General features: G+C 46.4%; 24 protein-coding genes. 22 read left to right on the forward strand and 2 right to left on the reverse strand.

Features of this window, described 5'->3' with window-relative positions; all coding sequences use genetic code 11:
• Positions 1-263: 263 nt before the first annotated feature.
• Complete coding sequence (locus AB3351_RS08785) at positions 264-704, reverse strand: hypothetical protein (RefSeq protein ID WP_371146750.1); 441 nt, start codon at positions 702-704, stop codon at positions 264-266.
• Between the two features lie 154 nt (positions 705-858).
• Between AB3351_RS08785 and AB3351_RS08790 the strand changes: the two genes are divergently transcribed.
• The 17 genes from AB3351_RS08790 (at position 859) to AB3351_RS08870 (ending at position 13,366) form a co-directional block, all read left to right on the forward strand.
• Entirely contained in the window at positions 859-1,155 is a 297-nt protein-coding gene (locus AB3351_RS08790; protein ID WP_371146751.1) for a hypothetical protein, read from the forward strand.
• 328 nt (positions 1,156-1,483) lie between these two features.
• A complete protein-coding gene (locus AB3351_RS08795) occupies positions 1,484-1,699 on the forward strand; it encodes a small, acid-soluble spore protein, alpha/beta type (RefSeq protein ID WP_371146850.1) in 216 nt (71 codons plus the stop codon).
• A gap of 456 nt (positions 1,700-2,155) precedes the next feature.
• Complete coding sequence (locus tag AB3351_RS08800; protein ID WP_371146752.1) at positions 2,156-2,686, forward strand: NADPH-dependent FMN reductase; 531 nt, start codon at positions 2,156-2,158, stop codon at positions 2,684-2,686.
• 27 nt (positions 2,687-2,713) lie between these two features.
• Positions 2,714-3,502 carry a metal-dependent hydrolase gene (locus AB3351_RS08805; RefSeq protein WP_371146753.1) on the forward strand — a complete coding sequence of 263 codons (789 nt, stop codon included), beginning with the start codon at positions 2,714-2,716 and terminating at the stop codon, positions 3,500-3,502.
• Between the two features lie 126 nt (positions 3,503-3,628).
• On the forward strand, positions 3,629-4,582 hold the full coding sequence (locus AB3351_RS08810) for a carbohydrate kinase family protein (protein ID WP_371146754.1): 954 nt from the start codon (positions 3,629-3,631) through the stop codon (positions 4,580-4,582).
• A 61-nt stretch (positions 4,583-4,643) separates the two neighbouring features.
• Positions 4,644-5,261 (forward strand): NAD(P)-dependent oxidoreductase, encoded by a 618-nt coding sequence (locus AB3351_RS08815; protein WP_371146755.1) that lies wholly within the window; start codon positions 4,644-4,646, stop codon positions 5,259-5,261.
• A 91-nt stretch (positions 5,262-5,352) separates the two neighbouring features.
• Positions 5,353-5,745, forward strand: coding sequence for a general stress protein (locus tag AB3351_RS08820; RefSeq protein ID WP_371146756.1), 393 nt, complete (start codon positions 5,353-5,355; stop codon positions 5,743-5,745).
• Positions 5,746-5,882: 137 nt separating this feature from the next.
• A complete protein-coding gene (locus tag AB3351_RS08825; RefSeq protein ID WP_371146757.1) occupies positions 5,883-6,086 on the forward strand; it encodes a hypothetical protein in 204 nt (67 codons plus the stop codon).
• A gap of 37 nt (positions 6,087-6,123) precedes the next feature.
• Entirely contained in the window at positions 6,124-6,426 is a 303-nt protein-coding gene (locus tag AB3351_RS08830) for a spore coat protein (protein ID WP_371146758.1), read from the forward strand.
• A 196-nt stretch (positions 6,427-6,622) separates the two neighbouring features.
• Positions 6,623-7,678: a tetraprenyl-beta-curcumene synthase family protein gene (locus AB3351_RS08835; protein WP_371146851.1), complete on the forward strand. Its 1,056-nt coding sequence runs from the start codon at positions 6,623-6,625 to the stop codon at positions 7,676-7,678.
• A gap of 83 nt (positions 7,679-7,761) precedes the next feature.
• Complete coding sequence (locus AB3351_RS08840) at positions 7,762-8,547, forward strand: class I SAM-dependent methyltransferase (protein ID WP_371146759.1); 786 nt, start codon at positions 7,762-7,764, stop codon at positions 8,545-8,547.
• Entirely contained in the window at positions 8,544-9,491 is a 948-nt protein-coding gene (miaA, locus tag AB3351_RS08845; protein WP_371146760.1) for a tRNA (adenosine(37)-N6)-dimethylallyltransferase MiaA, read from the forward strand. The genes AB3351_RS08840 and miaA overlap by 4 nt, the downstream gene beginning before the upstream one ends.
• 50 nt (positions 9,492-9,541) lie before the next feature.
• Positions 9,542-9,772 (forward strand): RNA chaperone Hfq, encoded by a 231-nt coding sequence (gene hfq / locus AB3351_RS08850; protein ID WP_021619402.1) that lies wholly within the window; start codon positions 9,542-9,544, stop codon positions 9,770-9,772.
• Positions 9,773-9,941: 169 nt separating this feature from the next.
• The gene (locus AB3351_RS08855) at positions 9,942-10,163 is read left to right on the forward strand and encodes a hypothetical protein (RefSeq protein ID WP_371146761.1); all 222 of its coding nucleotides are present in this window, start codon (positions 9,942-9,944) and stop codon (positions 10,161-10,163) included.
• Between the two features lie 295 nt (positions 10,164-10,458).
• A complete protein-coding gene (locus AB3351_RS08860) occupies positions 10,459-11,481 on the forward strand; it encodes a methionine ABC transporter ATP-binding protein (protein ID WP_371146762.1) in 1,023 nt (340 codons plus the stop codon).
• Positions 11,474-12,136: a methionine ABC transporter permease gene (locus tag AB3351_RS08865; RefSeq protein WP_371146763.1), complete on the forward strand. Its 663-nt coding sequence runs from the start codon at positions 11,474-11,476 to the stop codon at positions 12,134-12,136. Before AB3351_RS08860 ends, AB3351_RS08865 begins: the two co-directional genes overlap by 8 nt.
• Positions 12,137-12,193: 57 nt before the next feature.
• Positions 12,194-13,366, forward strand: coding sequence for a pyridoxal phosphate-dependent aminotransferase (locus AB3351_RS08870; protein WP_371146852.1), 1,173 nt, complete (start codon positions 12,194-12,196; stop codon positions 13,364-13,366).
• 75 nt (positions 13,367-13,441) lie between these two features.
• Here the strand turns inward: AB3351_RS08870 and AB3351_RS08875 are convergent, their stop codons facing one another.
• Positions 13,442-13,588 carry a hypothetical protein gene (locus tag AB3351_RS08875; RefSeq protein WP_371146764.1) on the reverse strand — a complete coding sequence of 49 codons (147 nt, stop codon included), beginning with the start codon at positions 13,586-13,588 and terminating at the stop codon, positions 13,442-13,444.
• Between the two features lie 117 nt (positions 13,589-13,705).
• Here AB3351_RS08875 and AB3351_RS08880 point away from each other — a divergent pair, with 117 nt between their 5' ends.
• The 5 genes from AB3351_RS08880 (at position 13,706) to AB3351_RS08900 (ending at position 19,538) form a co-directional block, all read left to right on the forward strand.
• Complete coding sequence (locus AB3351_RS08880; protein ID WP_371146765.1) at positions 13,706-14,014, forward strand: DUF4870 domain-containing protein; 309 nt, start codon at positions 13,706-13,708, stop codon at positions 14,012-14,014.
• 188 nt (positions 14,015-14,202) lie between these two features.
• Complete coding sequence (locus tag AB3351_RS08885; protein WP_371146766.1) at positions 14,203-14,373, forward strand: hypothetical protein; 171 nt, start codon at positions 14,203-14,205, stop codon at positions 14,371-14,373.
• A gap of 88 nt (positions 14,374-14,461) precedes the next feature.
• Complete coding sequence (locus AB3351_RS08890; protein ID WP_371146767.1) at positions 14,462-14,746, forward strand: hypothetical protein; 285 nt, start codon at positions 14,462-14,464, stop codon at positions 14,744-14,746.
• 201 nt (positions 14,747-14,947) lie between these two features.
• Complete coding sequence (locus tag AB3351_RS08895) at positions 14,948-18,109, forward strand: efflux RND transporter permease subunit (RefSeq protein ID WP_371146768.1); 3,162 nt, start codon at positions 14,948-14,950, stop codon at positions 18,107-18,109.
• The gene (locus AB3351_RS08900; protein ID WP_371146769.1) at positions 18,102-19,538 is read left to right on the forward strand and encodes an efflux RND transporter periplasmic adaptor subunit; all 1,437 of its coding nucleotides are present in this window, start codon (positions 18,102-18,104) and stop codon (positions 19,536-19,538) included. Before AB3351_RS08895 ends, AB3351_RS08900 begins: the two co-directional genes overlap by 8 nt.
• Positions 19,539-19,613 lie beyond the last annotated feature (75 nt).

Genomic DNA, 19,613 nt, shown 5'->3' on the forward strand with positions numbered 1-19,613 from the left:
TGTAATATATCTGATTTCAACGAATCCTGCCACCAGTACGAAGAGAATAAAGGCGATTGTAAAGGTAGACTGAGAAGCGCCAGGTATAAGTAGTTTTAATGTGCGGCCGAATATATAGCCCAAGCCAAAATAATAAATCAGGATAAAAACTATTTTCTTAATGTTCATAGCTCCCCCAAGACGAGTAAAATCGTAAGCCTCTCTCTCGATGAGCCCGAAAGAGAGGGGCTTGTTTGTATTTTAGCACAGTTGGAGAAGGTAGGTTATACCCCTGTTTTTGAACGGAAAGTACGAAATAATTTGTACAAGGCAAATAACACCCCCGCCCAAAACAGCCATGCAAGCAGTGAGAAGCCGAACCCATGGACAAAGCTAAACGGATGTAGGATGCTTACAAAAAGCGCCCCTAGGCCGAATGCAAATAGACCGCGCCCAATTCCCCGGGCAGGAGAGGGTTGGGGAGCAGGTGTCCGATTTCGCGGCTGATTTATATCAGTAGCGGGTCGGCGCGGTGTAATACCAACACCGCCTCTGCCCCCGCCTCTCCGTGTAATCTCAGTCTGTGCTGCTGGCTTGGTGGATGGAGATTGAACGGTAGTATGGCTGCGTTCTGCTTGCGTGTTGCTGTCGCTGCGTGAACACGCGGGAAGCGTAGGGAATGTGAAAGCAAGCAGCATGCTGAGTGAAAGTAGATGTTTCTTCATGATGCACTCCTGTCTTTGGTGATGGTTTCTTATAGTCATCTCCCGATTATGAAATTCCATTCTCTGGTTCGTGCTAGGATGTGCGAAAGTATAACAAAATGTACAAGCCAAAAGCATAATGTGTGAATAAAATGTAGCAGAGCGGGGTGATGACATGAATATCGATCCTTTTTGGGCTACATTTTTTGTTGTGCTAGGGGGAGTAATCGGAAAAGTGCTTGATTTCTTTATGGGACGACAGAGGACTCGGCTTGACGAGAAAATCAACCTGATGAATGAACTGCAGGAGGAAGTGCTGCGTTTGCAGACAAGGGTTACGCGTCTAGAGAAACAGAATTATGATTTACTTGTCAAAATGGCGGAGTTTCAAGCAGAAAACAGCAAGTTAAAAGCAGAAAATGAGTGGTTAAAAGAAAAGGTCAATGAGATGCAGGACAGGCAGGAAGGCTAGTGCTGCATGTCGAAAAGACTTTATGAAAAAGCAGCGGGGTGATCGGTATGCGGTTTTTATTTGATATTTCCTATGTGAGCTTCTACTTACTTATTCTATTCAGTCTTTCTTTTTCATACTTTACGCTTATTGAACATTCCTTTGCTGGCTGGACAGGAGGGTTCGAATATTTTGTGTGTTTGCTTGTGTGCCACACTGTGCTGAAAGAATTGTTATGTATAAGGGATTAATTACCACATTTCTTCATGTATATCTTTTAAACCTTGTGGGATTTTAAGGGTACAGAACACCAAGATTACCCATATAGGAGGATACAAGTATGCAGCATATGACACACCAGAGCACCCGTACACGCAGCACGAATGACCTAGTTGCTCCCATTGCAGCTTCAGCATTAGAACAGATGAAATACGAGATTGCAGCAGAGTTTGGCGTACAGCTTGGCCCAGATACGACGGCGCGCCAAAACGGTTCCGTAGGCGGCGAAATGACCAAGCGTCTTGTGCGTATGGCAGAGCAGTCGCTAACCGGCCGTATTCATTAAAAAATAGGGTAGCATATCAAGCAGAAAGGGATGTTCCAGTAGCGAATATCCCTTTTTTTATGTGTATAGATAGGTGCGTTCAGCATCTACTGACTAGATTGTATGGAAGTGTTGTGTGTCTTTGAGTTAAAAAAAGGTTCGAGGTGTACAGTCAGTTGACGAATAATATCGGTGGCTTCTAGTGACGGTGTGTGCTCGCTTTCTGTATATACATCCTGCAGAATGCGTAGAAGTGTCGCTTGATTAAGCTCCTCTTGCCTCTGTTTTTTCTCTATCTGTGCCATGTTGTGTCGTTCCCTTCTTTATCGTTGTTTAGAATGGCTGATTGAATACTACCACATTTTTTGCATATCGAATCACCCTGAATCAATGTGCTGAAGGAGGTTGACGATATATTTTTGATTATTTATAATAATTACAAATAATCAAAAATATACAGAAATGAGGGTGACAGATATGAAAGTGATGGTAGTTGCCGGAAGCGCACGAGAACAATCGAATACGAGAGGATTGGCGCAAGCGATTCAAGCATATATTGAAGAACAAAAAGCAGAGGTGCTGTTTTTTGATGTTGGTACGCATGAACTCCCGTTGTATAAGGGAGGAGAGGAAGGGGGTCATCCTGAAGTACAACGCTTGCGAAGCTATGCGGAACAAGCGGATGCTTTCTTTATCTGTACACCGGAATATCACAGTGGCATGAGCGGCTCACTTAAGAATGCGCTGGATTTTCTTGGAGGCGATCACTTCCGTGGTAAACCGTCTATGATTGCAGCGGTCGGAGGGGGCGGCAAAGGTGGAATTAATGCACTGAATGGGCTAAGAACGGTACTGCGTGCGCTCTACTCCATTGTACTTCCAGAGCAGTATGTGACGGATGTAGTATGCTATAATGATCGCTGCGAGCTGGTGCATGAAGAGAGCAATACGAAGCTTAAAGAGATGGCACAGCAGCTTGTACGAGTAACTGAAGCATTAAGGAAGTAGGGATATGGTGAAGAATGTGATGATGTTATGATGGGCAGAAGCCATCTGGCGCTTGGAGCGCTAGCTGGTGTGGCTGTAGCTAAGTTAACGGGAGCGGATATGATCAGCGGTGCCGGTATCGTGCTTGTAGCAACGATGTCGGCACTTGTTCCCGATTTGGATGCAAATGGGCTGTTGACGCGGAAGCTTACGGATCGTCCGCTGCGTTTTGTACGTCTGTTCTCTGGCTATATTGGCGTCATATTAATTTTGTTGAGTTATTTTCCAGATACGCGCAATGGACAATTTTTGACTGCTTTTATCGGTCTATTGTTTCTTGGTGTAGGATTTGTACTGCGGGATAATGCTTCACGCAAGTGGATGGTTACACTGCTTGGTATACTGTTGATGGGCAGTGCAGTATATTTGCAGTTTGGCGAACGTGCGGTAACGCTTGGGAGAATCCCGTATGAGGTGCTGCATTCACATCATGTCTGGCTGCTGGGTCTGGGGCTTTTTATCGCTATTGTTCCTCATTTCTCACACCGTACATACACGCATACGGTTTGGGCGCTGGCAGCATGGGCATATATCTGGTTGTATGCTGAAGCGTCGCTACGTATGGAAGGTTTATTTCTAGGTGCTGTAGCAGGCTACTTATCGCATCTTCTAGCAGATACGCTAACAATCTCAGGAGTGAGGTACTTGCACCCTTTTCCTCCGGTTGTAAAGCTGCCTTTGATCCGCACGAAAAAGGATAGCCGGAAGGAGACGGCTGTGGTGCTAGTAAGTGCGGTATTTGTGCTTCTGTTGTGTCTTGACATATTCCCTTTATAATTATTTCTTGAAATTTTAACAAAATATTAATATAGTAGGGTCGTTGAAGAAGATGGACGATATGAGCCGTCTCAAAGACGGCCCTTTTCATGTTGGAAGTTATATGAAGTAGAGGGGATTATGACGATGTCAGCTCTTGTATCAGTAATTGGAACTATTTTTGTTGATTGTAAAGGATTTGCAAAACAAAACTATCAGCCGGATACACGCAATATTGGAAGTGTTCAGTTCGTACACGGCGGTGTCGGCCGCAACGTGGCGGAAAATTTGGCTAATCTTGATATCCCAACCGCGTTCGTATCCTCGGTAGATGATTCGGGACTTGGACATGAGGTAATGGAACGCTTGCGTGCACTGTCCATTCAGGCCGATTATGTGCAGCCATGCCCCGCACAGGGAATGGGAATGTGGCTTGCTGTATTAGATGAGAACGGGAACCTTGCAGGCTCCATCTCTCAGATGCCTGTCTTACATGCACTTGAGACGGTTATGGAGGAGAAGGGTGAAGAGATTATCGCCCGGGCTACCCATGTTGTGCTTGAGCTGGATCTAAATGAGCGGATTGCACGACGTACGCTTGCACTGGCTAAGGCATGTAATCGGCCTGTATACGGTATTCCCGGCAATCTGGAAGTAATTATGCAGCATCCGGATTTACTTGAGGGTCTTGAATGCTTTGTCTGCAACAACTTCGAAGCGGATACATGTATGGGGATTGATTTTACCCATATGGATACGACTGAGCAATTGGCCGCTTTGCAGGCGCATGTACAGCGCATCGGATTGATCTCAATGGTAGTAACGCTTGGTGAGAAGGGGTCGGTTTATTATGACAGCCGAAGCGGCCAGGCCGGTTATCAGCCGGTCATGCCGGTTCAGCTTATTGATTCGACAGGCGCTGGAGACGCGTTTTTCTCCGGAACCGTAGCCGGACTGGTACGCAATCTGCCGCTTGAGGAAGCGGTGGTCTGCGGTACGAAGGTTGCTGGCTGGACGATTGAATATGCGGGTAGCAATTGCCCAGGATTACGGGAGAAAATGAACGCAGATCCATTTTTTCAGACGATGTTCGTTAAATAAGATGACAGCAGCCAGGACCTTGAGGTTCTGGCTGCTCTTAGTATAGAAGGGAGGGATCGAGATGCGATTGTTTATTGCGGGTGCAAGCGGCCGGGTAGGTTGTGAACTAGTGCGTTTGGCGCTTGAGGAGGGACATGAGGTTACAGCATTTGTTAGACAGATAAAGAGCATGGAGCCGCATGCCCGTTTGCAAATTGTGCAAGGAGATGTATTGAATTATAGAGCCGTATTGGAGGGGATGAGCGGGGCGGATGCTGTGCTTAGTGCACTAGGAACAGATGGTGCTCAAACGCTGTCTAAAGGAATTCCACATATTATAGAAGCGATGAGAAGACATCGCATTGCACGCATTGTAGCAGTAGGGACAGCGGGAATTTTGGATAGCCGCTTCGAGCCGGGGAAGTTCAGATACGAATCAAAAGAATCAAAACGGAAATCTAAACAAGCTGCCCATGAGCACCGACGAGCTTATGAATACCTACGGAATTCGGGACTTGCATGGACGATTGTCTGTCCTACCTATTTGCCGGACGGCATAGCGCATGGTAGTTATCGTGTAGAGAGAGAGATGCTGCCTAGAGACGGAGAGAAAATCACGGTAGGCGATACGGCAGCATTTACATATGCACAACTCTTCTCTTCAGAATTTTATGAGAGCCGTATAGGCATTTGCTATTGATTACGTGCAGGGGAAAGAGGTTTTTGCTCTGTAATTTAGAGGTAAGGAGAGGGGAGCAGCATGATAACGAATCCATGAGGAGTGTGAGCGTATGCGAAATCCACAAACAACCGCGCGCGTATATAGCGATGAAACAAAATTAACACAAGATATTCAGGAATTAAGAGCATATGGTTATAAGCAGGAAGATATTTATATTTTAGCAACAGACGCGGACAAGCAGCGGAAGCTTAATGAGGTAAACCGTACACATAATGTGGAATGGCTGGAAGTGGGACTTCTGGATTCGATGAAGAACTGGTTCCGCTCTGAGGAAGAGAAGACAGGAAACCAGATGGAGCACCTAGGTGTGTCGGATGAAGACATTGACGAATTGGAAAATCGATTAGGCAACGGTGAGTATGTACTTGTTGTACGAGATACGACTCGTGATAGCCACCATCCGTTTATCGATAGAGCCCATAATTATAATCAAGACCGCTAGAATCTAGCGTCTGCAAGCGTACCTATGTATCCATAATGGTACGCTTTTTTTATGCTAAGAAAAAGAGTGCATAGCACAGGCCAAACGGAAAATACTACAAAAGAGTATCTGGAAAAGACGGAAAGGGGTGGAAGGAAATGAACGAGCTGACAATCAGGGAAATGATGATGATCGAAGATGAACTGCGCGCAGAACAGATTACGGGAAAAACGCTGAATTGGTGCGCTTCCCAATGTCAGGAAGCATCGACGCGCAGCTTGCTTGAACAGATGGCGGAGCAGCATCAATTGCGTGTGGCTGAGATCTCCCAATATTTTAACCGTGCAGAGCACATTCAATAAGGTCATATGAGCATAGCAAAAGAGAAGGAGGGGCTTTATGCCAAACAATATAGAGGGACGCGGACTTACGGACCGTGAGATGATGCAGTTATGTCTTGAACTTGAAAAAGGGCGCTGCAGAAGCATATCGAATACGTTAGTAGAGACAAGTCATGGGAATTTGCGGGAGTTGTATCAGCGCTGCTTAGAGACGGCATTAACGAACCAGCAGCACATTGTAGATAGGATGCAGGAGCAGGGATATTATGAGATGCCGCGCGCAACACAGGAGCAGCTTGCCCGGATGCAAGAGCAGCTACAGAATAATCTGCATCCAGGAGATGCCGCGTCATCAACCTAGAAAAAGGGAAAGGACTATGAAGCAGAAAGCGACATGGTCCTTTCTTATATATGTTGCTGCTCTGTTCTACTCTTTTATATAGAAGAAAATCAGGCAAAAATGTAGAAAATAGCCCTAATAAGGTTACAATAAGAAAAAAAGATAATTTCGATAGCAGGTGGTGAGTGCTTTGTATCCGAGAGGACCGTTACAGTTAATGTATCGTTTGTACCGACATATTTTTCCTTCCGTAAGAGCGGAGGTAGCCCGCTGGCGGGCAAGAGCGGAACAGATTCCGGATCCAGAACTTCGCAAGCAGGCGCTTGATAGCATAAGCAATAAGCTTTTTCACTGTGAAGGTGGGTCGGTTTATGCTGCAGCTCATATGGCGCATAAGGATGAGCTGATTCGACTCATTGTTGCCTACCAGACAATTAGCGATTATCTCGACAACTTATGTGATCGTTCGACTTCGCTTGGTGCACGAAATTTTGATCGTCTCCATCAGGCGATGCATGATGCGGTATCCGGCACATTTTCTCCGGTTGATTATTATGAATTCAATACAGAAAAAGACGATGGCGGCTATCTAAAGGCACTTGTTGCTGCCTGTCATACAGAGATGGGGCGTTTGCCCGGCTATTCGCTCGTACAAGCGGATGCGTACGAATTAGCCTCATTGTATTGTGATTTACAAGTACATAAGCATGTGGGCAAGGGGGAACGGGAAGCGCGTCTTCTGGCATGGTGGGAAGAACACAAAGAAAAAGCGCCCGAGCTTTCATGGAATGAGTTTGCCGCAGCGACAGGCTCAACGCTATGTCTGTTCCATCTCTTTCAACTGGCTTCGCACCCAGACGTATCTGAGGAGCGGGTCAGCATGATGAAGCAGGCGTACTTCCCGTGGGTATGCGCGCTGCATATTCTCCTTGATTATTTGATCGATTTAGAAGAGGATGAGCTTGGTGGAGACTTGAATTTCATCGCATATTATAAGGGTGAACAAGCCATCTACGAGCGCATTCATTATATTGTGCAACAGGCAAAGCACTACATCCAGCCGCTGCCTGATCGGAAGTTTCATAGCATGATCATAGACGGGCTGCTTGGCCTCTACCTATCGGATGGAAAAGTCCAGCGCCAACCGATGGTCAAGCGTGTTGCCCGCTGGATTATCCGCTCGTCTTCCTTTCCGGCTCGTTTCTTTTTTCTTAATAGTCGCGGGTATCGTGGAAGCAAAGCGGTACTGCAGGCACCTCCGACCGGCAAGTAAGCCGGTTTTCTTTGTGGGGAAAATAAGGTATGATGAAGAATGTTTCGCTAGAAGACAAAGATAGGGACGAGTGAGAAAGAACGATGATAGTAACGACAAGACATGAAGCGCCGCATGAGATGAATGTGCAGGCTCAGGCACTTGCCGCTAAGCTCGGCGTACGCTTCATCGAACGAAAAAAATTATCCATTGCCAGGCTGCATGAGATGGAAGATCAGGTGCTTGTGGTCGCGGATAGTGGACTCAAAGCGTATACCAAAGGTGAGACATCCCCCTTCTTCTTCCATCCGGGCATGGCAATGCTTCGTATAAAAAGATTGCTTGCTGGCGATAATGATGTCATGGTTCAGGCGTGCGGACTTAAGCGAGGCGATATGTTTTTAGATTGTACACTTGGTTTAGCATCTGACTCCATAGTGGCGTCATTTGTCACAGGACAAGAGGGACGTGTGGTAGGCATTGAATCGGAGCTTCTTCTCTCAACAATCGTCGGCGAAGGACTTCTGCGGTATGAAAGTCCTCTGACTGAAGCGGCAGAAGCCATGCGGCGTATTGAGGTAGTGCCTATGCATCATTTGACTTTTTTGCAGCAATGTGAAAATAATAGTTTTGATATTATTTATTTTGATCCTATGTTTTTTCAGGCCATTGCGACTTCGCAAAGCATTGCGCCGCTTCGTCCATTTGCCAATTACGAAGAGCTTTCAATGCGTGCGATTGAAGAAGCAAGACGCGTGGCGCGTCGCCGTGTCGTAATGAAGAATCATCGGGAGAGTTCCGATTTTGAACGACTAGGCTTTACAAGACATAAGCGGATGGAACGCTCATTTACATATGGAATGATTGAGGTCGGGGGCGATGCGGAATGAATGAGAGAAGACAGCGTGTGCTTGCGCTCGTAGGCCCGACCTCGGTAGGGAAGACCGCTCTTAGTCTTGAGCTTGCCCGGCGGTTTGGCGGCGAGATTATTTCGGGCGATTCGATGCAGTTCTACCGTGGCATGGATATTGGTACGGCGAAGGCGACGGAGGAGGAGCGTGCTGTCATTGCGCATCATCTGATTGATATTTGTCGCCCGGATGAGGATGTCACGGTTGCTGAATTTCAGCGCCGGTGTAGGGGATTAATTGCGGAGATGAATGGGCGAGACACCCTGCCGATGATAGTTGGCGGCACAGGTTTGTATGTGCAGTCGGTACTGTATGATTATCAATTTTCAACTGCGGGTGAAGACCCGGTATATCGTGATGAGCTTACTGCCTTTACCGAGCAATACGGTCGGGATGCCCTTCATGCCAGATTGGCTTCGATTGATCCCAAAACGGCTGAACGCCTGCATCCAAATGATGTGAAACGCATGATTCGTGCGCTTGAGATTTATCATGTGACCGGAACGCCAATGTCGCATTATCAGACAAGGAGCGAAGAGTCACCGTACAATCTGCTTTTGCTTGGATTGACAATGGACCGCACGCTTTTGTACGAACGGATTAATCATAGGGTTGATCTGATGATTTCAGAAGGACTGATTGAAGAAGTGGAAGGCTTGCTTGCACAAGGATATGACGATACGCTTCGTTCGATGCAGGCGCTTGGCTATAAAGAGATCATTGCATATCTTAAGGGGAAGATGACGCGTGAGGAAGCAATTGATCTTGTAAAGAAGCGTACCCGTAATTTTGCCAAACGTCAGCTTACCTGGTTCCGTGCTATGAAAGATATTGTCTGGTTCGATATGACGCCGTCAGATGATGCAGCACTTGCTGCTTCCTATGAAGCAATTTATCGAACGGTGGCAGGAAAGTTCAGATAAGCGACGAATATAATAAAAAACTTATAAAGATAAATATAGGAGGTATTACTATGGCAAATACCATTAACATTCAGGATACGTTCTTAAACCATCTGCGCAAAGAAAATGTTCCTGTCACCATCTATCTTGTGAACGGCTTCCAGCTTCGCGGATTGGTGAAGGCATTTGACAACTTCACTGTTGTGATTGATACGGAAGGAAAGCAGCAATTGGTATATAAGCATGCCATCTCTACCTTCTTACCACAACGACCGGTTTCTTTGATGCCTGATAGCGAATAAGCTCTTGTATAGGTATCTACCGGACAGCCATGCTGTCCGGTTTTTTTATTGTTGTCCTGTGTTTCAGCTCCCCTGTTTTTGGGAATACATCTAGCAGGATAATTTGTGCCTATTTTACTGAGGTAAAAAGGTGCAGACTGCTGTAATGTAGGAGTAGGGGGAGATGCATATGCGGGTGCGTTTTTTGGATGAAGATGGGGATGAGTATATTATGGAACCGCGTAATGTGGAGCAGTTATTATCCACGTTGCAGCGTTCGCGCAGTATTGCTTTTAAGCATAAATGGTACAATGTAGGGGACATTGTGCATACGGAGCTCACCAATGGGATGGGAGAGCCCAAGCGGGAAATTATTGTTTCATTAATTAACAAAGCCGTCATGAGCAGCTAAGGATTGCTTTATAAAAAAAGAACGAGTTATCATGGTTGACCCGGCGAATTGCCGGGCATTTTTTATTTGACTTTACTTATACAAATGGATTAAATTATTTATTGTGTCTAGACATGCATATGCCCTGATACAGTGCCTATGCTTCGCTGCTTTCAGTAAGGTCTAGAATAAAGATGCGTAAGATAATCATTCTAATAGATAAGAGAGAATCGGAGGCCCTCTTTTGTCTGTGCAAAAGAGGCTTTTTCTTTTTCGTATCGTTAATGAGTACAAGCATGTAGAAGGAGGGAACACGTTGATTTCAGTCCGTAAGTTGGAGAAGGTGTACGGCAGCGGAGAAGGAGCCGTACACGCGATTAAAAATGCCAATTTTGACATTGAAAAAGGTGAGATTTTCGGCGTAATCGGCTTTAGTGGTGCCGGAAAAAGCTCACTGATTCGTTGCATCAACCTGTTAGAGCGCCCGACATCGGGCGAGGTGATTATAAATGGAACAGATATAACCAAGCTATCGCAAGGTGAACTGCGTAAGTCCCGCCGTAAGATCGGAATGATTTTTCAGCACTTTAATCTGCTGTCTTCTGCAACGGTATTTGATAATGTAGCTGCACCGCTGCGGCTGAACAAAACGCCTAAACAAGTAATCGAAAAGAAAGTAACAGAGCTGCTAAGCATTGTAGGTCTTGCAAACCGGGCGCAGGCTTATCCGTCTCAACTGTCCGGCGGTCAAAAACAACGCGTGGCAATCGCGCGCGCATTAGCCAATGATCCAGAAATTCTTTTGTGTGATGAAGCGACATCGGCGCTTGACCCACAGACCACTGAATCGATCCTTGATCTTCTGCTCGATATTAATAAGAAATATAACCTCACCATTATGTTGATTACACATGAGATGCACGTGGTGAAGAAAATTTGCGATCGTGTGGCAGTAATGGAGGAAGGAAATATTGTTGAGATGGGCTCGGTGCTTGAGATATTCTCCGCCCCTAAAACATTAACAACAAGAAACTTTATCCGCAATATTTTTGATGATCAGCTTCCAGAAGGCTTGCTTGAACGCATGCAGCATGCGCCAGGGAGTCGGATCATACGCCTGACGTTTATCGGTGAAAGTACAGGGCATCCGGTTCTTGCGGAATTGACCGAGAAGTTCCATCTGAAGCCGAATATCCTTGTCGGAAACATTACACAAATCAAGGATACCACATTTGGCTATCTGGTCATTTCATTGAGCGGAGAAGCGGCAGTGCTGGACGAAGCGCTGCAATATGTGGAAGAGAGAGGGATTCGCGCGGAGGTGATTCACCATGTTTAACGGAATGGACCCGCACTGGGATTTGTATTTGCCAGCGCTGCAGGAAACATTGTACATGGTTGGCTGGTCGATCTTTTTAGGTACATTAATCGGGATTCCGCTCGGTGTGCTGCTTGTTATTACACGTCCGGGTCATATTTTTGAACAGCCGGTATTTTATCAAGTGATAAGCACGGTCATTAACATTATTCGTTCGGTGCCGTTTATCATTTTGTTGTTTGCATTAATTCCGCTGACCAAGTTCATTATCGGAACGTTCATTGGTGTAGAAGGTGCCATCGTTCCGCTTGTTGTGTACGTAGCACCATATATAGCCCGCCTGATGGAGTCGGCTCTGCTTGAAGTCAATCCTGGACTAATCGAAGCATTTCAAGCGATGGGTGCGACACGGCGCCAGATTATCTTTAATGTAATGCTAAAAGAAGCGCGTCCGGCAGTGGTACTTTCCTTAACGATTGCGGTGATTGGTCTGATTGATGCTACGGCGATGGCCGGCATTATCGGGGCTGGTGGGCTTGGGAACTTGGCCTATCGCTATGGTTTCCAACGCTGGGAAACATTGGTGATGATTATTACCGTTATTATTCTAATCGTTCTTGTACAGCTGCTGCAAACGCTTGGGAACCGAATTGCGCGTTCTATGCGCAAAGACTAATCCACTGGATAGAGAAAGAGAACGAGCTAAGCAGAGGGGAGCGGAGCAGTGAAGGGACTGAGATTTCAACCATCAGATGCGATGAGTCGTCTGCCGATCCAATTCTTTTCTGGATTGGCAAGTAAGGTGCAAAAAAAGCTAGAAGCAGGGCATGATATTATTAATCTGGGTCAGGGGAATCCTGACAGACCAACACCCGAACATATCGTGGCTGCGCTTAAGCGTGAGGCGGAAAATCCACTGCATCATAAGTATTCACCGTTTCAGGGCCGGAGTGAGTTGAAAGAAGCCATTGCCTATTGGTATAAGCAGGAGCGCGGCGTTGCGATTGATCCCAAGACGGAGGTCGCTATTCTGTTTGGCGGGAAGACAGGGTTGGTAGAGCTTAGCCCGATCTTTTTAAATCCAGGCGATGTCTGCTTAGTCCCGGACCCTGGTTATCCGGATTACTGGTCGGGTGTAGCGATGGCCGGCGGAATTATGGAAATGATGCCGCTGCGCGAAGATCATAGTTTTCTGCCGGATTTCTCTAGGATTGCACCGGATGTAGCGCGTCGTGCCAAAATGATGTTCCTTAATTACCCAAACAATCCGACCGGGGCTGTAGCGACGCCTGCGTTTATTGAAGAAGCGGTAAAATTCTGCCGCGATTATGAAATCTTACTTGTTCATGATTATGCGTACGGTGCGATTGGGTTTGACGGTATTGTGCCGCCGAGCTTCCTCTTACATCCAGATACAAAAGATGTTGGGATTGAGATCTATACCTTATCCAAAACGTATAATATGGCTGGCTGGCGCGTTGGTTTTGCGCTTGGCAACGCGGATGTAATACGTCTGATTAATTTGTATCAAGACCATTACTTTGTCAGTCTGTTTGGTGCGATTCAGATGGCTGCTGTCGAGGCGCTCACGTCGTCACAGCAGTGTGTGTATGATTTGTGTGCAATGTATGAATCACGCCGTAATACGCTGTATGGAGCACTGGCTGGCATTGGTTGGCATGCGGCTCCGACACCAGGCTCCTTCTTTGCCTGGCTGAAGGTTCCGCCTGGCTATTCATCTTCAGCATTTGCTGACATGCTGCTAGATGAGGCCCATGTGGCGGTGGCACCGGGTATTGGTTTTGGAGCGCAGGGAGAAGGTTATATCCGTGTCGGCTTGTTGGTTGATGAGCCTAAGCTTGAAGAAGCTGCCGCACGCATTCGCAAACTCCGTTTATTTGAATAGTGATAGGAAAAGACACAGCATCCTGATAGCCCGATGCTGTGTCTTTTTTGTTTGTCTGCTAGAATGAGACGATGGTTAGTGTACATTTCCCTTGTCCGATTTGCTTTCAGCCTGTGTTTCTTTTGCTTCGGTTGCGTCTTCTACTTTGCAATCCCCACAAATCCAATGGCTGCCTACTTGTTGTCCCTGTTGGGTTTTTCCGCAAGCGTCGCATGTAATCATGATCAATTCCTCCTGAGGATTTTATTTAAAGGTACTTATATTTTAAGCCAAATGGGATAAAATTGAAACATCATTCGTTTTTATTCGTATGAAAAGGAAAAGGGGAGGGAATAGACCATGAATCCAAAACCAACCTGTGTAGTGATTCATGCAAGTACGTTTTTTGCTCCGATACTTGTACCGTTGTTGTTTTATTTTTTGGCGGATCATCCGTATGTAAAAGAGAAGGCGATGGAAGCTTTATTGTTCCATATTGCTATGGCAGCTCTGCTGACAATATCCGCATTTTTGATGATTGTACTGATTGGATTTATTCTGCTGCCGATTTTTTCGCTTGTCGCGATTTATTATCCGATCAAAGGGATTATTCGGGCATTGCAGGAAGAGCCGTTTCACTATCCAATTGTTCACAATTGGGTACGCTAATTATAGATAGGCAAATCAAGATAACGCGCGGGTTTTCGATAAGAAAGCCCGCGGATTTTTATTACAGGAGCCTATACACCAGTCAATGGCGGACACGCGATGTAAGAATCTTTTTATATCGCCGCTTCTATCTGTTATTCACAAGCATATAGATATAAAGGTGTGAATGAAGAGATGGAGGGATCGCCATGTATTTGGGTGTGTTTGACATGAAAGAAAGGCTAGAGCAGATGCGTAAACTATTAAAGGAAAAAAAACGCTTAAAAGAACTGCTTGAACAAGACATTGAAGAGATCGAGCGGGATATTACCGCACTTGAGAGACATCAGGAAACTGTCGAGCGAAGCCTTTCTGTATGAGTGTGTGAATGGGCGTTTGTCCCTCTTCCTCTCTGCCCGCTTGCTGCGTACGATATAACAGAAGCAAGGGAGCAAAGAAGGTGAAGTGATGAACAGAAAGGAATTCAGACGATTTGTGAGAGAAAATGATGAATTTGCTACTTGGGCAAAAGAACAGCATCCGAAGGTACGGAATTTAGCTAGGCAGCGCAACTATGATCTGATTGTAAAGGAATGGGAGAAGAGCAAGCAGCCTAAGCCTGTTCAGCGTAAAGCAATGGCACACCAAATTGCCGAGTCTATGCGGGATGTGCAGAGCTTTATGCAGAACGTTGAAAGTGTCTTTGGTAAGATTAAAGCCCTGCACGGATATGCGAGAAACCTCAAAAAGTAATCTTTTGAGGTTTTTTTGTTGGATGCGTAATCTCCTAAAATTATTGCTTGCTTTTTCCCTAAAATCGTTTAAAATGAACATGGTTTCACGGAAAATTTAGCTAGTTAGTAGTAAATGGTGCAACTTTTATTTGTCTTTAGTCGTAGAAACTTAATGGCTAGATAAAGACAACTATATGGAAGAAGAAGGGGAGATAGCAGGGTGAAAATAGCTGAATGGTCGGTGAAAAAGCCGGTAACCATTGCGATGCTAATCATAGCAGTGGTCCTGTTCGGCATTATATCGCTGCCGAAGTTGAAAGTGGACTTGTATCCAGAGCTCAACATACCGGTAGCAGTCGTTGCAACCAGTTATGATGGGGCAGCGCCGGAAGAGGTGGAGAACCTCATATCCAAGCCCGTAGAGAGTGCGATTGGAACGGTTAGCAATATCAAATCGATTCGTTCCATATCCATCAACGGTGCTTCACAAGTAATCGCCGAGTTCAATTGGGGTACCGATATGGACCAGGCTGCACTTGATATGAGGGAAAAAGTTGACCTGATGAGAGGATCTTTGCCGGATAGTGCAGGTTCTCCACGGGTGATTAAGATTGACCCGAACAGCATGCCGATCCTATCCCTTGCCGTATCTGGGCCAATGGATATCGTTGAGCTGAATAAAGTTGCAGAAGATCTTATCCAGCCGCGGATCGAGCGAGTAGACGGCGTTGCTTCGCTGTCGATTGCCGGGGGAAAAACGCGTGAAATTCAGCTGACGATTAATCCGGATGCGATGAATACATACGGATTAACGGTTGATCAGATTACTCAAAGCCTCAACGCCCGCAATCTGGCCGGTACGGCTGGTAGCGTGACGGAAGGTCAACGTAATATTAGCATTAAAGTCACAGGAGAGTTTGACAGCCCACAAGATATTGGGGCGACGCCGATTACGCTTCCACAGGGTGGGTCCGTACAATTGGCTGACTTGCTTACGGTAACGGATGGCTATAAGAAGGTTACACAAAAAACGACAGTCAACGATCAGCCAAGCCTGGGACTTGATGTGACAAAAGCATCAGGGGCCAATACGGTTGAAGTGGCCGATGCCGTAAAAGAGGAGCTTGCAGCAATTGAATCACAGCTTCCGCAGGGTGTAAAGATTTCTACGATTATGGACACATCTGTATTCGTAAAGGACTCTATTTTTACAGTAGCAGAGCATGCCCTGGTCGGTGGTATGTTCGCGGTCATTATCCTGTATCTATTCCTGCATAGTTTTCGTTCTATGCTTGTGGTGGCCATTGTTATTCCTATTTCCGTTGTTGCCACATTTGCATTGATGTACTTTGGCGGTCAGACGATCAACCTCATTTCACTGGCGGGGTTAACACTCGGCCTTGGTTCCTTGGTGGACTTTGCGGTCGTTGTACTTGAGAGCATCTATCGAAAGCGGCAGGATGGTGAGAATATTACAGTTGCCTCCATCGTCGGAACAAAAGAAGTAGGTACGGCGGTTATGGCCTCGGCGCTCGCGCAGATCTGCGTATTCTTACCAATCGTATTTGTTGAAGGCTTAGCGGCACAATTATTCGGCCCATTGGCGCTTACGGTTGTGTTCTCGCATATCGCTGCGCTGGTTGCTTCAATTACATTGGTGCCAATGATGTCTTCGAAGCTATTAAAAGAGCCGCCGCGTGAAGTTGAATATTATCTGGAATCAAAGAAGAAGACGCCGATGGTTCTCTTCCAGAAAGGCTTCCATCGGATTAGCGAAGGGTATGGACGTTTGATTCACTGGGCGCTTTCTCATCGAAAAACAGTAATTTTGTCAACGATTGTCGCTATGGTGGTGTCGATAGTTTTATTCGTATCTCCACTGGTCGGCAAAGAGTTTATCAGCACGTTTGATCAAGGGGATGTATCGGTAAGCATAGAGCTTCCTACAGGCTCTAAATTAGAGGAAACCGAGCAAATCGTACAAAAGGTAGAGTCATTCGTAAACAAGGTTCCAGAAAAGGAAACTGTCTATACGACGATTGGACGCTCTGGAGGTCCTGCAGTTATTCAGGTTGAGACAACCCATTTGGCGACAGTTCAACTGAAGCTTGTACCAAAAGATAATCGCACACGTTCAACTGAGCAGGTAGTAGAGGAATTACGCAGCAAGATGAAAAATATTGCTGGTGCTGATATTACTGTAAACATCACAGATACAAGCGGTGCGCCAGCTGGTTCACCAATTGATATTGCTGTGCGTGGGGATGATATTAATGTATTGTCTGATATTAGTGAGACAATCAAAAACATGGTGCAGGAAGTAGATGGCGCCCGCAATGTTGTGACTTCACTTGAAAAAGGGACAGAGCAGTTCCAATTGAAAGTAGACAGCAACCTCGCAGCACAGTACGGTGTGACAACCAATCAGGTATTGTCTGCAGTACGTACGGCATTCGATGGGCAGGTGGCGACACGCTATCGTACCGGGGATGATGAGATTGATGTGCGTGTGAAGTTCCCAGAGAACTTTAAATCCGAGATGCATAATATTGAAGGATTAATGTTGTCAACGCCAAGCGGTGCTCAGATTTCAGTGGGACAGGTGGCGAAAATCGGAAAAGAAACCGTTCCGCAGCAGATCAACCGAACGAATCAGACGCGTGAAGTATCAATTACCGGTGATATTAGCGGTCGTCCTCTAAACGTAGTCAACCAAGAAATTAAAGACAAATTGGCAGATTTAAAACTGCCGGAAGGCTACTTCATTGAAGAAGGCGGCCAGGCGAAAGAAATGGCTGAATCATTTGCCAGTCTGGGGCTTGCTATTCTGCTTGCTGTAGCACTTGTGTATATGGTTATGGCGAGCCAGTTCGAGTCGCTCTTCTATCCGTTTGTTATTATGTTCTCCATCCCGCCTACACTCATCGGGGTAGTACTTGGACTCTTGGTTACCGGGTATCCACTGAGTGTGCCGGCGCTGATGGGTTGTATCCTGCTCGTTGGGATTGTTGTAAACAATGCGATTGTATTAATCGACTATGTTAATACATTGCGGGCAAAAGGCATGGAGAGAGACGAGGCGATCAAAGTGGCTGGGCCGGTGCGTCTGCGACCGATTCTTATGACCACACTTACTACCGTACTTGCAATCTTACCGCTGGCTTTCGGCGGTGGGGAAGGTTCGGAGGCGCAGGCTCCGCTTGCGATTGTGGTGGCATTTGGTCTTACGTTCTCCACATTGATTACACTTGTTCTCGTTCCGGTGGTTTATACGTTGTTTGACGATATGATTCAAAAGCGGAGACGGCGCCGGATGGAACGCCGTGAGAAGAAGAAACAGCGCAGAGAGAATAAAACAGGAGGAGAGGCAATCAATGCGTAAGATAGTAATAGGAATGACGATTGCGGGCCTTTTAGCAACAAGTGTAGCTGTAACAGGTTGCGGGGCGGGCGGAAGCAAAGAAGCTTCCGCACCTGTCCAGGTTAAGGAGGTGCCGGTTGAAGTGGCACCCGCTCTTACAGGTACATTGGATAAGGGGCGCACGTTAACCGGTACAACTCAGCCTTCTCAAATGGTGAACGTCGTACCGAAGGTTAGCGCCAAAGTAACCGCATTGCCAGTGAAAGTCGGACAAAGAGTGAGTGCAGGCGATGTATTGTTTCGCCTTGATGCGCAAGATTTAAGAAATGCCGTGGATCAGGCTCAGCAAAGCGTCGCGCTTTCTCGTGCTTCGCTTTCCCAAGTACAAGCGCAGACGAAAAATGGAGTGGATTCTGCACAATCGGGCGTAAATCAAGCCAATTCTGCTCTAGCACAAGCGTCAAGCGCATATGAGCAAGCACAAAACAGCATCACGAATGCAGCTAATGGTATGGAGCAGGCACAGGCGCAAATTGCGCGTGCTCAGCAGGGATATAATGACGCTAAAACGAATGCGGAACGGATGCAGCTTTTGTTCACACAAGGCGCGATTACAAAGCAGCAGCTTGAACAGGCACAGACGCAGTTAAGCAATGCCCAGATTGCTCTGCAGGAAGCAGAGATTGCTAAGAAAAATGCGGGCGTAGCGCTCAAGAACGCTCAAGCGTCGAAACGCAGTGCAGAAGTATCGAAGCAAAATGCACAAGCCTCTCTATCGACGGCTAAGAAACAGGTAAGCAACGCAGGAGGTGGCGAAGGAATTGAAGTAGCCCGCCAGCAGCTTGCTCAGGCTGAATTAAATCTGCGTATTGCACGGGAGAATGTTAACAATGCAGTCGTAACAGCACCAATCTCCGGTGTGATCGGTGCTGTTAACGGCGAAGTGGGCGATATGGCCTCACCGCAAAGTCCGTTTATTGTACTGACCAATCTTGATCCGGTTAAAGTCGTCATTAATGCACCGGAGAATCTCATGGGTCTGTTTGCGATGAATCAGAAAGTGGGAATCAGTATCCCATCCATTGCTCTGAATACGAACGGGAATGTTGTGAGCATAAGCCCAGTCAACCAGCAGTCGAAGGGTTATCCGGTTACAGTAGAGGTGCCGAATCCTGAGAATACGATTAAAGGCGGCATGGCAATTCAAGTTAACATTGCTTCTCCAACAGCTAAGCGGGGCATTGTCATCCCGACAAGCGCTGTGTTGACGGAAGAGAATAAGCCGTATGTATACGTAGCACAAGGGGCGAAACCGGTTCGCAAGCCGATCACGATTGTAGAACAAAACAGTGACCGCACTCTTGTAACAGGACTTAAAGAAGGCGAGAAGGTCATTGTAAAAGGACAAACATTGATTGATGGCGATGTAAAGATCTCCGTGAAAAAATAAATCTTTCCCTTATTTGTTTAGAATGGTGTGCTCCTGTACATCCTGTGAAAGAGAGTTCTGTACAGGAGGTATAGG

Origin of the sequence: Aneurinibacillus sp. REN35 (assembly GCF_041379945.2) — a bacterium.
Classification (GTDB): domain Bacteria; phylum Bacillota; class Bacilli; order Aneurinibacillales; family Aneurinibacillaceae; genus Aneurinibacillus.